The organism is Escherichia sp. R1 (assembly GCF_003000935.1).
In the GTDB taxonomy this organism is placed as follows: Bacteria; Pseudomonadota; Gammaproteobacteria; order Enterobacterales; family Enterobacteriaceae; genus Escherichia; species Escherichia coli.
This window is the reverse complement of the sequence record NZ_PSRU01000015.1, coordinates 107,309-121,000: the sequence shown is the minus strand read 5'-3', so window position 1 is coordinate 121,000 and position 13,692 is coordinate 107,309. Positions and strand designations below refer to the sequence as shown.

The window sequence follows — 13,692 nt, the reverse complement described above, 5'->3', positions numbered from 1 at the left end:
GTAAAGCAACAAGGAGAAGGATGATGGCTAACAGAATGATTCTGAACGAAACGGCATGGTTTGGTCGGGGGGCTGTTGGGTCTTTAACCGATGAGGTGAAACGCCGTGGTTATCAGAAGGCGCTGATCGTCACCGATAAAACGCTGGTGCAATGCGGCGTGGTGGCGAAAGTGATCGATAAGATGGATGTGGCAGGACTGGCATGGGCGATTTACGACGGCGTAGTACCTAACCCAACAATTACTGTCGTCAAAGAAGGGCTCGATGTATTCCAGAATAGCGGCGCGGATTACCTGATCGCTATTGGTGGTGGTTCTCCACAGGATACGTGTAAAGCGATTGGCATTATCAGCAACAACCCGGAGTTTGCCGATGTGCGTAGCCTGGAAGGGCTTTCCCCGACCAATAAACCCAGTGTACCGATTCTGGCAATCCCCACCACAGCAGGCACTGCGGCAGAAGTGACCATTAACTACGTGATCACTGACGAAGAGAAACGGCGCAAGTTTGTTTGCGTTGATCCGCATGATATCCCGCAGGTGGCGTTTATTGACGCTGACATGATGGATGGTATGCCTCCAGCGCTGAAAGCCGCGACGGGTGTCGATGCGCTCACTCATGCTATTGAGGGGTATATTACCCGTGGCGCGTGGGCGCTAACCGATGCGCTGCACATTAAAGCGATTGAAATCATTGCTGGGGCGCTGCGAGGATCGGTTGCTGGTGATAAGGATGCCGGAGAAGAAATGGCGCTCGGGCAGTATGTTGCGGGTATGGGATTCTCGAATGTTGGATTAGGGTTGGTGCATGGTATGGCGCATCCACTGGGCGCGTTTTACAACACGCCACACGGTGTTGCGAACGCCATCCTGTTACCGCATGTCATGCGCTATAACGCTGACTTTACCGGTGAGAAGTACCGCGATATCGCGCGCGTTATGGGCGTGAAAGTGGAAGGTATGAGCCTGGAAGAGGCGCGTAATGCCGCTGTTGAAGCGGTGTTTGCACTCAACCGTGATGTCGGTATTCCGCCACATTTACGTGATGTTGGTGTACGCAAGGAAGACATTCCGGCACTGGCGCAGGCGGCACTGGATGATGTTTGTACCGGTGGCAACCCGCGTGAAGCAACGCTTGAGGATATTGTAGAGCTTTACCATACCGCCTGGTAATTGCGCGGATGTGATAATGCCGGATGCGGCGCTGGCGCGTCTTATCCGGCCTACAAGTGCATTAAATTTAATGGATTGTTAATCGGTAGCACCCTGTATCTCTTTATCGTACCAACCGCAATTGCTGTAAATTGCCGTCGATATGTAAATCGGTTTGTAAGCGGGCAATATCGCGGCACAGAAACGCCATCTCTTTATGGGTTTCTAATTTTTTGCGCCACTTTTCGGCAACCGCATCCAGATTCTCATATATCCCTTCCAGACTCTGAAACTCGACCAGTAGCTGTGTGGCGCTTTTTGGTCCGATCCCTGCAACACCCGGTACCTTTGAACTGCTGATCCCCGCAAGCCCCCAGTAATCGGGCAACTGCTGCGGTTGAACGCCAAATTCTTTATCGATAAATGGCGCATCCAGCCAACGTTTCTGGAAGTAATCACGAATACGTAATGTCGGTGAAAGTAACTGACAGTAGCCTTTATCTGTCGAAACAATCGTTGCCTGATGCCCGGCCTGTGTCACTTTGACCGCCAGCGTGGCGGCTAAGTCATCGGCTTCGTTGCCGCTGGCGGACCAGCACGGGACGCCGCGTTGCTCAAAGGCGGCGCGTAATGCAGGCATCTCGTTGTGCAACTCTTCCGGCATTGGCGGTCGACCCGCTTTGTAATCTGGTAAACGCTGATGACGCCAGCCGCTACTGCGGTTTTCATCATCAAAAACGGCGATCGCGTGGGTTGGCTGGCTGTGCATAATGAGCTGATCGAGCGCGTGCTGGCAGGTTTCGACACAGGGTGAACCCTGAACGGCATGAATGCGACGAATAAGATTCAGTGCATCGACAATAAGCAAATGAACAGCCACGATAACCCCCTTAAAGATCAGGCGATAAGGGTAACATTCGATGCCAGAACAGGCTATGGCTGGATGAGAAATCGGGAAGAGGCCTCGCAAAAAGAGGCCTCTGGAGAGCGATTAATCGCAGGCAACGATCTTCATTGCCAGGCCGCCGCGAGAGGTTTCGCGGTACTTGGCGTTCATATCTTTACCTGTTTCGTACATAGTTTCGATAACTTTATCGAGGCAGACGCGTGGCTCGCTGGTACGGCGCAGCGCCATACGTGCAGCGTTTACTGCTTTCACTGCCGCAATGGCGTTACGCTCGATGCACGGCACCTGTACCTGCCCGGCGACCGGGTCACACGTCAGACCGAGGTTGTGCTCCATGGCGATTTCCGCCGCGATGCATACCTGCGCCGGGCTTGCGCCTAACAGTTCTGCCAGACCAGCTGCCGCCATTGAGCACGCCACGCCGACTTCACCCTGGCAGCCGACTTCGGCACCAGAAATCGAGGCGTTCATCTTATAAAGAGAACCAATGGCGCTGGCTACCAGCAGGTAACGAGCCAGTGAGTTAGCGTTCACTTCGCGGATAAACTTGTCGTAGTACGCCAGCACGGCCGGAATAATCCCGCACGCACCGTTAGTCGGCGCAGTCACCACGCGACCGCCAGCAGCATTCTCTTCGTTCACTGCCAGTGCAAACATGTTGATCCAGTCAACAACCGCCATCGGGTCAGTGGTGGTTTTATCCTGGCTGACCAGCATCCGGCGTAGTGCTGCAGCACGGCGTGGAACGCGCAGTTTGCCAGGTAACACGCCTTCGGTAGAAATACCGCGCTCAATACCGCCACGCATGACTTCCCAGACGTTAGCCAGGTGCTGTTCCAGCTCTTCTTTGCTGTGCAGCGCCAGCTCGTTTTTCATCATCAGGCCAGAGAGTGACAGCCCGGTTTCCTGACAATGTTTTTGCAGATCGGCTGCTGAACTGTACGGATAAGGAACTTCAACCGGTGCGCTATCCTGCTGACCAAAATGTTCTTCATCAACAATAAAGCCACCGCCGATAGAGTAATAAGTCTGGCTGTAAACGACTTTATCGCCCGCCAGCGCGGTAATGCGCATACCGTTTTCATGCAGAGAAAGGTTGTCGGCATGGAAGTTCATGCACTGATCAACCGGGAACTCCACTTCATGCTGACCGTTTGCCAGCATCAGGCGACCATGAGTATTCACATCCTGAATAAAACCAGGGATGGAATCGATATCCACGGTATCCGGCAGGTTACCCGCCAGACCCATAATTATGGCGATATCTGTGTGGTGGCCTTTACCGGTCAGAGAGAGCGAGCCGTACACGTCAACCACCACGCGGGTCACGTCTTTAAGCAGGTTACGGGCAATCAGATCGTCGGTAAATTGTTTACCCGCTTTCATTGGTCCAACGGTATGAGAACTGGAAGGGCCAATGCCGATTTTGAAAATATCGAATACGCTAATCATAGGAAATACATCGCGTTAAAACGGAGGAAGCGCCGCCCGAAAGCGGCGCGAAAGGACTTAGCTGAACAGTGAGTAGAAGATTGCGGAGATTGCAATCAGACCCATCACGACAACGAATACGTTGCTGATGTGACCGCTGTACTTACGCATTGCCGGTACTTTCTGGATTGCGTACATCGGCATCAGGAACAGGATCATCGCGATGATTGGGCCGCCCAGGGTTTCAATCATACCCAGGATGCTCGGGTTCAGGGTGGCAACAATCCAGGTCGTTACCAGCATGAACAGCGCAGTGATACGGTTCAGCTTGTTGATTTCGATAGACTTACCTTTACCACGCAGAGATTTAATCACCATACCGTTGAAGCCTTCACGTGCGCCCAGGTAGTGGCCGAGGAAGGATTTGGTGATAGCGATAATCGCGATAATCGGAGCCATCCACGCGATGATCGGCGCGTTAAAGTGGTTAGCCAGGTAAGACAGAATCGAGATGTTCTGCTCTTTAGCCGCAGCCAGGTCTGCCGGAGTCAGGCTCAGTACGCAGCTGAAGACGAAGAACATTACGGTCAGCACCATCATGATGTGTGCGAATGCCAGGATCTTCGAGCATTTCTGTTCTGCCATATCGCCGTACTCTTCACGCTTCGCAACGGCGAAAGAAGAGATGATCGGAGAGTGGTTGAACGAGAACACCATTACCGGAATTGCCAGCCACAGTGTCATCCACAGACCGTTTCCGGTTGCAGATGCAGTGTCCAGAGACAGCGTTTCCAGTGCTGCGCCGTTCCACTGCGGGATCAGGTACAGAGCCAGCAGCATCAGTACGCCAACAAACGGGAATACCAGAATACTCATCGCTTTAACGATCATCTGCTCACCGAAGCGAACGATGGTCATCATACCCACGATCAGGATCAGCGACAGAATCGCACGCGGCGGTGGCGTCATACCCAGCTGGTGAGACATGAAGCTTTCAACTGTATTGGTGATTGCCACGCTATAAACCAGCAGGATCGGGTAGATAGCGAAGAAGTAGAGCAGAGTAATCAGTTTACCTGCGCCAATACCAAAGTGTTCTTCTACAACCTCGGTGATGTCTTCGCCCGGGTTTTTACCAGACAGTACGAAGCGAGTCAGGCCGCGGTGAGCAAAAAACGTCATCGGGAACGCAAGGATAGCCATGATGATCAGCGGGATCATACCGCCAACACCAGCGTTGATTGGCAGGAACAGCACGCCCGCGCCGATTGCCGTGCCGTAAAGGCCCAGCATCCACATGGTGTCTGTCTTGCGCCAGGCACTACGAGAGTCTTTCGACGCAATCGTGCTGGTTTGAGTCGTTTCCATCTATTTCTCCTGGAGGAATGCAAATAATTCAGCTTTTAGCCAGTTCAGCCCGGGAAGGTGCCTGACCGTAAAAATGAAATCTGTCTATCGGCGATGGCTTAATCATTTTCCACCGTAATAATTTGAGGGCGGAAAGATACACACAAGTTATGTATCTATCAGTGATCTTGATCCCAAATAAAATAATCTACTTGGAAGATAGATAATCACAACGCTTTACTCTGTAAATCAAAAGTAAAAGAGAATTTAAGGGCAATATTTACCCATTAAACGACATCTGACTTCTTACGGGGCGCGCAATATATGTAGGTTGAACTGAAAAAATCAATACTTTTAGTCAATCATGGCGATAATTTCTTTTTCATGGCAATAAAATATGGTTTATGAAAATAGGGAAACGTTTGCGTTTCAACATAAATTGTATGACATATTAACTGTGGTGATATTTGTCGCGTGAGGGTAGTAAGAAACATTCATATAACAAATGAAATGAGTTGATGAGTAAGTGACCAAAAATGAGAAAACCCGGCAACAAACGTCACCGGGGGAGGGGAGATTACGTGCAGATTTCGTAGCAAGGGATGTAGGCTGAGCTTGGCAACTTCATACGATGCTGGGCAACAAAACCCTGTAGCAGGTCGTCCATACGACGCATAATCTCTTTATCGCCGTTGATTTTGTAAGGACCAAACTTTTCAATGGCGCGAATACCGACTTCTTTTACATTACCCGCCACAATACCGGAGAACGCACGGCGCAGGTCGGCAGCCAGCACTTCAACGGGTTGATCCGGGTAAAGCTTCAGATTAGCCATATTCTCGTGAGACGGCTCAAACGGCATTTGCAAATCTGGCGCAATGCGCATTGACCAGTTAAAGCTGTAAGCGTCACCAGTGTCGCGGCGATTTTCTTTCACCAGCGGCATCGATTTTTTCATCTGACGAGCGACTTCAGCGGCGTCATCAATGATGATGCGGTAATGGCGGCGCGCGTTTTCACCCAGCGTATGCACGACAAACTCGTCCAGTACGCGGAAGTAGTCGGCGCTCTCTTTCGGGCCGGTGAGGATCAATGGTAAAACCTGATCTTTGTTGGCCGGGTTCATTAAAATTCCCAGCAAATACAGCAACTCTTCTGCTGTACCCACACCGCCAGGGAAGATAATGATACCGTGAGCGATACGGACAAACGCTTCCAGACGTTTTTCGATATCTGGCATGATGATCAATTCGTTGACCAGCGGGTTAGGCGGTTCAGCGGCGATAATCGACGGCTCTGTCATACCAATAAAGCGACTGTCTTTGTAACGCTGCTGCGCGTGTCCGACCGCAGCACCTTTCATCGGCGCTTCCATCGCTCCCGGACCACAGCCGGTGCAGATATTCAGCTCACGCAGGCCCAGCTGGTTCCCGACGCGACGGGCATACAAATACTCGTTTTCGTTAATTGAGTGACCGCCCCAGCAGACCACCATATTTGGCGCTTCACCGACATGCAGCGCGCGAGCGTTACGCAAGATGGAAAAGACCAGGTTAGTGATGTGGACGGAGTTGTCGAGATTCAGGTTGGGAAAACGAACGGTGTTATGAATTTGCCCATAAACGAAGAGAATGTCACGCAGAACCGCGAACAAGTTGGCCTGCAAAGCGCGAATAATTCGCCCATCGACAAAAGCCTCTTCCGGGGGATTAATCAGTTCCAGCTTTACGCCGCGTTCACGGCGCAGGACGTTAATATCGAAATTTTCAAAACGAGACAGCAATTCTTTGCTGTTATCGGTCAAACTACCGGAGTTCAGTACGGCAAGTGAACAGTTGCGAAACAGTTGATAGAGGTCGCTGCTGGCGGTGCGTTTAAGCATATCCACTTCCAGCTGCGACAACATATCCATGGAGCCAAGCGGGCTAATATGTGTAATCAAGAAAAACTCCTTATGGGACGAATATCGTCATTCCCTTTGATTACAATAGCCCTGCCTGCTGACCTTTCACAACCTTCTGCGTGAATCCAGCACGCAAAATTGAGAAAAAATTTATTGCCGAACCAGTCTTGTGGTCGATGGGACAAAATCGTTATTACTGCGCCACGGGTTAATGTCCAGACCGCCACGACGGGTATAACGTGCGTAAACGCTCAATTTCTCTGGCTGGCAGAAGCGTAACAGGTCATTAAAGATGCGTTCCACGCACTGTTCGTGGAACTCGTTGTGATGACGGAAAGAAACCAGGTAACGCAGCAGTTTTTCTCTGTCAATTTGGCGTCCACGATACTGAATTTGGATCGATCCCCAATCTGGTTGATGGGTGATCAGGCAATTTGATTTCAGCAGGTGGCTGACAAGCGTCTCTTCCACTACTTTTTCACCGCTGGTGGCATTCTCCAGATAGTCAGTAGTGAATTCATAGTTATCGATAGTGATATCCTGGTCATCAATGCAGGTGCCATTGAAATGACCTATCGGCTGGCCTTCCAGTTCATCAAGACGATATAACGCCACGCTAACCTTACCTTGGGCGCAAGTGCTTAAGTCGCGCTCCAGCGTCTGGCGCACCTCATCCCAGTTATTAAAACGCGTCTGGTTAAAACTGTTGAGATAGAGCTTAAAACTCTTCGACTCAATCAGATTTACGCTGGTGTAATCAAGTTCAACATGACCGACAGCGACCTGCGGCAAACCTTTCGCATTCAGCCAGGAAAGTTCATACAGCGTCCAGATATCCGTACCGTGAAAAGGCAGGTTATCCGCTTTCAGACCCAGCGGGTCGCGATTCAGGCTGCGTGGTACGCCTTGCAGTAGGCTGGCGTCATAGGTATCCCGGTAATCGGTTGATTTTCCAAGTGTCAGGCCCGCAAGTGCCTGATGGTTTGCATAAGAAGACATGTTTCACCGTCATAAACCAGATAAACTAAACGACAAGTGTATCTGGTTTAAGTGAAGAGAGAAATTAGTGGACGATTTGACCGCACAAGCCCTGAAAGATTTTACTGCACGCTACTGCGATGCGTGGCATGAAGAGCATAAAAGCTGGCCGTTAAGTGAGGAACTGTACGGCGTTCCTTCACCGTGCATTATTTCAACTACCGAAGATGCCGTATACTGGCAACCCCAGCCGTTTACCGGGGAACAAAATGTAAACGCGGTTGAACGCGCTTTTGATATTGTGATACAACCCACGATTCATACCTTTTATACGACTCAGTTTGCCGGGGATATGCACGCGCAGTTTGGCGATATCAAACTGACATTGCTGCAAACCTGGAGTGAAGACGACTTCCGTCGGGTGCAGGAAAATCTGATTGGTCATCTGGTGACTCAGAAAAGGCTAAAACTGCCGCCCACGCTATTTATCGCGACGCTGGAAGAAGAGTTAGAGGTCATCTCGGTGTGTAATCTCTCCGGTGAAGTGTGCAAAGAGACGCTGGGAACACGTAAACGGACGCATTTAGCCTCAAATCTTGCGGAATTCCTTAATCAACTTAAGCCTCTTCTGTAATCCAAATACCCCATCTGGTTGTGAGAGATCTCTTACAGACTCTGTAGGAGATCGCCAGGAAATAAGCGAATACTTAAAAAGATAAGAATCGTTATTCTCATTTAAAAACAACATGTTGCTTGTTAATTCTTAACTTTCATATGAAATTTTCCTTAAGGCATTGTCTGTAAGCGCCTTGTAAGACTTCGAGAAAAAGACGATTCTATCTTCGTCGACAGGGAGTCAGACAACGAAGTGAACATCAGGATGATGACACTTCTGAAGGACACACCAGGATGGTGTTTCAGGGAAAGGCTTCTGGATGAAGCGAAGAGGATGACGCAGGACGCGTTAAAGGACACCTCCAGGATGGAGAATGAGAACCGGTCAGGATGATTCGGTGGGTCAGGAAGGCCAGGAACACTTCAGGATGAAGTATCACATCGGGGTGGTGTGAGCAGGAAGCAATAGTTCAGGATGAACGATTGGCCGCAAGGCCAGAGGAAAAGTTGTCAAGGATGAGCAGGGAGCAATAAAAGTAGCCGGAATGCTGCGAAACGAACCGGGAGCACTGTGAATACAGTGCTCCCTTTTTTTATTCCTGCTATTCTTCGCGGCAGTTTTTCTTATTGAGGTTGCTTTATGACCACTCATGACCGCGTTCGTCTCCAGTTGCAGGCGCTTGAAGCGTTACTGCGTGAACATCAGCACTGGCGAAACGATGAACCCCTGCCGCATCAATTTAACAGTACTCAACCGTTCTTTATGGACACCATGGAACCACTGGAGTGGTTGCAGTGGGTGCTGATCCCGCGAATGCACGATTTGTTAGATAACAACCAGCCGTTACCGGGCGCTTTTGCTGTTGCGCCTTATTATGAAATGGCGCTGGCGACGGACTACCCGCAACGCGCGCTTATTCTGGCAGAGCTGGAAAAACTGGATGCTCTTTTTGCGGATGATGCGAGCTAATGCTGGAAATACTCTATCAGGATGAATGGCTGGTTGCGGTAAATAAACCCTCCGGCTGGCTGGTTCACCGCAGCTGGCTGGATCGCGACGAGAAAGTAGTGGTCATGCAAACCGTGCGTGACCAGATAGGCCAGCATGTTTTTACTGCTCATCGTCTGGACCGACCAACTTCTGGTGTGTTGTTGATGGGATTATCCAGCGAAGCCGGACGGCTGCTGGCACAACAGTTTGAACAGCACCAAATCCAGAAACGTTACCATGCGATTGTGCGTGGCTGGTTGATGGAAGAAGCGGTGCTGGATTATCCACTGGTGGAAGAACTGGACAAAATCGCTGATAAATTTGCCCGCGAAGATAAAGGCCCGCAGCCAGCAGTGACGCATTATCGCGGTCTGGCGACCGTAGAAATGCCGGTAGCGACTGGACGTTACCCGACCACGCGCTACGGCCTGGTGGAACTGGAGCCGAAAACTGGACGCAAGCACCAGCTTCGTCGCCATCTTGCCCATTTGCGGCACCCGATTATTGGCGACAGCAAACATGGTGATTTACGCCAGAATCGCAGCGGTGCTGAGCATTTTGGCCTTCAGCGGTTAATGCTGCATGCCAGTCAGTTGTCATTGACGCATCCTTTTACTGGCGAGCCGCTGGCTATTCACGCGGGCCTGGACGACACCTGGATGCAGGCATTATCACAATTTGGCTGGTGCGGTCTGCTTCCTGAAAATGAAAGGGTTGAGTTCAGTGCGCCATCGGGTCAGGATGGAGAGATAAGTTCCTAATCCAGGGAGAAAACGGTATGGCGGAAATTGGTATTTTTGTCGGCACCATGTACGGGAATTCACTGTTAGTGGCCGAAGAAGCGGAAGCGATTCTGACCGCGCAGGGCCACAAAGCAACGGTATTTGAAGATCCTGAATTAAGCGACTGGCTGCCCTATCAGGATAAGTATGTTCTGGTGGTTACGTCCACGACCGGGCAGGGCGACCTTCCTGATAGTATTGTGCCACTCTTTCAGGGAATCAAAGATAGTCTGGGCTTCCAGCCGAATCTGCGTTATGGCGTGATTGCGCTCGGCGACAGTAGTTATGTGAATTTCTGCAATGGCGGCAAACAGTTCGATGCCTTGTTGCAGGAACAGAGCGCTCAGCGGGTTGGCGAAATGCTGTTGATTGACGCCAGTGAGAACCCGGAACCGGAAACGGAATCAAATCCGTGGGTTGAACATTGGGGCACGATGTTGTCCTGATATGTTCAGCGAGCGGTAAATGCCGTTTTAGCGGTGCTGAATCGAATCTTTTCAGGCAAATGCCAGTAAAAACTGCTTCATAGCGCGGATTTTTACTGGCGTTTGCCTGGAGTCAAGCGATCCATTTCATACTCTTCTTTATTTCTTCGTTTTAACCCTTCCTTTCTTGTTCTTGTTTTCATTTCCGTGAAGTGGATTCCACCGTCCAGGGCTAATGCCAAAATCGGGCCTCATTGAACGCATTAATGTTGTGTTGTTGCACGGTGAGCCGCTATGGCGCGCTTTTTATACTGCTATTGCCAGATATAAACACGCGCCGTATTCGGCGAACGACCTATAAAAACGGCAAAAACACCCTACGTCACCTCTGATTTCCTGGCGATGTCGCAGTCCAGAGTGAGCGTGGCTAACGCGAATTTTCAGGAGTGCAACAATGAGTTCTTTAAGTCAGGCTGCGAGCAGTGTGGAAAAACGCACGAATGCTCGTTACTGGATAGTGGTGATGTTGTTTATCGTCACATCCTTCAACTACGGCGACCGCGCTACGCTTTCTATTGCCGGTTCGGAAATGGCCAAAGATATCGGCCTTGATCCCGTGGGAATGGGCTATGTGTTCTCTGCCTTCTCATGGGCGTATGTTATCGGGCAGATCCCTGGTGGCTGGTTGCTGGATCGTTTTGGTTCAAAACGCGTCTACTTCTGGTCGATCTTTATCTGGTCGATGTTTACCTTGCTGCAAGGCTTCGTCGATATCTTTAGTGGATTCGGCATTATCGTTGCCCTGTTTACACTGCGCTTCCTGGTCGGGCTTGCTGAAGCGCCCTCTTTCCCTGGCAACAGCCGCATTGTTGCGGCCTGGTTTCCGGCGCAGGAAAGGGGAACGGCGGTGTCGATTTTTAACTCCGCCCAATACTTCGCAACGGTTATCTTCGCGCCGATTATGGGCTGGTTGACTCATGAAGTGGGCTGGTCACACGTCTTCTTCTTTATGGGCGGTCTGGGCATTGTCATCAGCTTTATCTGGTTGAAAGTCATCCACGAGCCAAATCAACATCCGGGCGTAAATCAGAAAGAGCTGGAGTACATCGCCGCGGGTGGCGCGCTGATCAATATGGATCAGCAAAACACCAAAGTTAAAGTGCCGTTCAGCGTGAAGTGGGGGCAGATCAAACAGCTGCTCGGGTCACGGATGATGATCGGCGTTTATATCGGTCAGTACTGTATCAACGCCCTGACTTACTTTTTTATTACCTGGTTCCCGGTTTATCTGGTGCAGGCGCGCGGGATGTCGATTCTGAAAGCGGGCTTTGTGGCTTCCGTTCCGGCGGTTTGCGGTTTTATCGGCGGTGTGCTGGGTGGGATTATTTCCGACTGGCTGATGCGTCGCACGGGTTCACTGAACATTGCGCGTAAAACACCGATCGTGATGGGCATGTTGCTGTCGATGGTGATGGTGTTCTGCAACTACGTCAACGTTGAGTGGATGATCATCGGCTTTATGGCGCTGGCCTTCTTCGGTAAGGGGATCGGTGCGCTGGGTTGGGCTGTAATGGCTGATACTGCGCCAAAAGAGATCAGCGGTCTTTCCGGTGGCCTGTTTAACATGTTTGGTAACATTTCTGGCATCGTCACGCCAATCGCAATTGGTTATATCGTTGGCACGACTGGCTCCTTTAATGGGGCGCTGATTTATGTTGGTGTTCATGCCTTAATCGCGGTACTCAGCTACCTGGTGCTGGTGGGCGATATCAAGCGTATTGAGCTGAAACCTGTCGCGGGGCAATAAGATGACGACACAATCCAGTCCTGTTATTACTGATATGAAAGTCATTCCGGTCGCCGGACATGACAGCATGTTGCTTAATATTGGTGGTGCACATAACGCATATTTCACCCGCAATATTGTGGTACTCACCGATAATGCCGGGCATACCGGCATTGGTGAAGCGCCGGGCGGAGAGGTGATTTATCAAACACTGGTCAAGGCTATTCCGATGGTGCTGGGCCAGGAAGTTGCGCGCCTGAATAAAGTGGTTCAGCAGGCGCATAAAGGTAATCAGGCAGCCGATTTTGATACCTTCGGCAAAGGTGCCTGGACTTTTGAATTGCGCGTTAATGCCGTGGCGGCGCTGGAAGCCGCCTTGCTTGACCTGTTAGGTCAGGCGCTGAATGTTCCGGTCTGCGAACTGTTAGGGCCAGGCAAGCAACGTGATGCTATTACCGTTCTCGGTTATCTGTTTTATATCGGTGATCGGACCAAAACCGATCTTCCTTATCTGGAAAATACGCCGGGCAACCATGAGTGGTATCAGTTGCGGCATCAGAAAGCGATGAACAGCGAAGCCGTTGTGCGTCTGGCGGAAGCCTCACAGGATCGCTATGGCTTTAAAGATTTCAAACTTAAGGGTGGCGTGTTACCTGGCGAGCAAGAAATCGACACTGTTCGTGCATTGAAGAAACGCTTCCCTGATGCGCGGATTACCGTTGATCCCAATGGTGCCTGGCTGCTTGATGAAGCCATTTCTCTGTGCAAAGGGCTGAATGATGTCCTTACCTATGCGGAAGACCCGTGCGGCGCTGAGCAGGGTTTCTCCGGTCGTGAAGTGATGGCGGAGTTTCGACGGGCGACCGGCTTGCCCGTCGCGACCAACATGATCGCCACCAACTGGCGCGAAATGGGTCATGCGGTGATGCTCAATGCGGTAGATATTCCACTTGCCGATCCGCACTTCTGGACGCTTTCCGGTGCAGTCCGCGTGGCGCAACTTTGCGACGACTGGGGGCTGACCTGGGGCTGCCATTCTAATAACCACTTTGATATCTCTCTGGCGATGTTTACCCATGTGGGCGCGGCGGCACCGGGTAATCCTACCGCTATCGATACCCACTGGATTTGGCAGGAGGGCGATTGTCGTCTGACCAAAAATCCGCTGGAGATTAAAAACGGAAAAATTGCCGTTCCTGATGCGCCCGGTCTGGGCGTGGAACTGGACTGGGAACAGGTACAAAAGGCACATGAGGCCTATAAACGTCTGCCTGGCGGTGCGCGTAACGACGCAGGCCCGATGCAGTACCTGATCCCCGGCTGGACCTTTGACCGTAAACGTCCCGTTTTCGGCCGTCATTGATTCTGAAAAAGGA

Annotated in this window: 12 protein-coding genes; 7 read left to right on the top strand and 5 right to left on the bottom strand. The window is 51.0% G+C overall.

Features of this window, described 5'->3' with window-relative positions; all coding sequences use genetic code 11:
* Window positions 1-23: 23 nt before the first annotated feature.
* Window positions 24-1,172: a lactaldehyde reductase gene (fucO, locus tag C4F37_RS18305; RefSeq protein ID WP_001539479.1), complete on the top strand. Its 1,149-nt coding sequence runs from the start codon at window positions 24-26 to the stop codon at window positions 1,170-1,172.
* Between the two features lie 103 nt (window positions 1,173-1,275).
* Here the strand turns inward: fucO and xni are convergent, their stop codons facing one another.
* The 5 genes from xni to queF form a co-directional block, all read right to left on the bottom strand.
* On the bottom strand, window positions 1,276-2,031 hold the full coding sequence (gene xni / locus C4F37_RS18300; RefSeq protein WP_024193509.1) for a flap endonuclease Xni: 756 nt from the start codon (window positions 2,029-2,031) through the stop codon (window positions 1,276-1,278).
* A 111-nt stretch (window positions 2,032-2,142) separates the two neighbouring features.
* Window positions 2,143-3,510, bottom strand: coding sequence for an L-serine ammonia-lyase II (gene sdaB / locus C4F37_RS18295; RefSeq protein WP_000626404.1), 1,368 nt, complete (start codon window positions 3,508-3,510; stop codon window positions 2,143-2,145).
* 57 nt (window positions 3,511-3,567) lie between these two features.
* Window positions 3,568-4,857, bottom strand: a complete 1,290-nt coding sequence (gene sdaC, locus C4F37_RS18290) for an HAAAP family serine/threonine permease SdaC (RefSeq protein ID WP_000450473.1) — start codon at window positions 4,855-4,857, stop codon at window positions 3,568-3,570.
* A 556-nt stretch (window positions 4,858-5,413) separates the two neighbouring features.
* Entirely contained in the window at window positions 5,414-6,778 is a 1,365-nt protein-coding gene (ppnN, locus tag C4F37_RS18285; protein ID WP_001774031.1) for a nucleotide 5'-monophosphate nucleosidase PpnN, read from the bottom strand.
* 111 nt (window positions 6,779-6,889) lie between these two features.
* Window positions 6,890-7,738 (bottom strand): NADPH-dependent 7-cyano-7-deazaguanine reductase QueF, encoded by an 849-nt coding sequence (queF, locus tag C4F37_RS18280; protein WP_000100429.1) that lies wholly within the window; start codon window positions 7,736-7,738, stop codon window positions 6,890-6,892.
* A gap of 67 nt (window positions 7,739-7,805) precedes the next feature.
* Here queF and syd point away from each other — a divergent pair, with 67 nt between their 5' ends.
* From syd to C4F37_RS18250, 6 genes are all read left to right on the top strand, one after another.
* Window positions 7,806-8,351 carry a SecY-interacting protein gene (gene syd, locus C4F37_RS18275; RefSeq protein ID WP_000342431.1) on the top strand — a complete coding sequence of 182 codons (546 nt, stop codon included), beginning with the start codon at window positions 7,806-7,808 and terminating at the stop codon, window positions 8,349-8,351.
* Window positions 8,352-8,972: 621 nt separating this feature from the next.
* Entirely contained in the window at window positions 8,973-9,302 is a 330-nt protein-coding gene (locus C4F37_RS18270; RefSeq protein WP_000206984.1) for a YqcC family protein, read from the top strand.
* A complete protein-coding gene (gene truC / locus C4F37_RS18265; RefSeq protein WP_001539476.1) occupies window positions 9,302-10,084 on the top strand; it encodes a tRNA pseudouridine(65) synthase TruC in 783 nt (260 codons plus the stop codon). The genes C4F37_RS18270 and truC overlap by 1 nt, the downstream gene beginning before the upstream one ends.
* 17 nt (window positions 10,085-10,101) lie before the next feature.
* Entirely contained in the window at window positions 10,102-10,551 is a 450-nt protein-coding gene (locus tag C4F37_RS18260) for a flavodoxin (RefSeq protein WP_000807752.1), read from the top strand.
* Between the two features lie 433 nt (window positions 10,552-10,984).
* Window positions 10,985-12,337, top strand: a complete 1,353-nt coding sequence (gudP, locus tag C4F37_RS18255) for a galactarate/glucarate/glycerate transporter GudP (protein ID WP_000097082.1) — start codon at window positions 10,985-10,987, stop codon at window positions 12,335-12,337.
* Between the two features lies 1 nt (window position 12,338).
* Window positions 12,339-13,679 (top strand): enolase C-terminal domain-like protein, encoded by a 1,341-nt coding sequence (locus C4F37_RS18250; RefSeq protein WP_000211785.1) that lies wholly within the window; start codon window positions 12,339-12,341, stop codon window positions 13,677-13,679.
* Window positions 13,680-13,692: the final 13 nt, after the last annotated feature.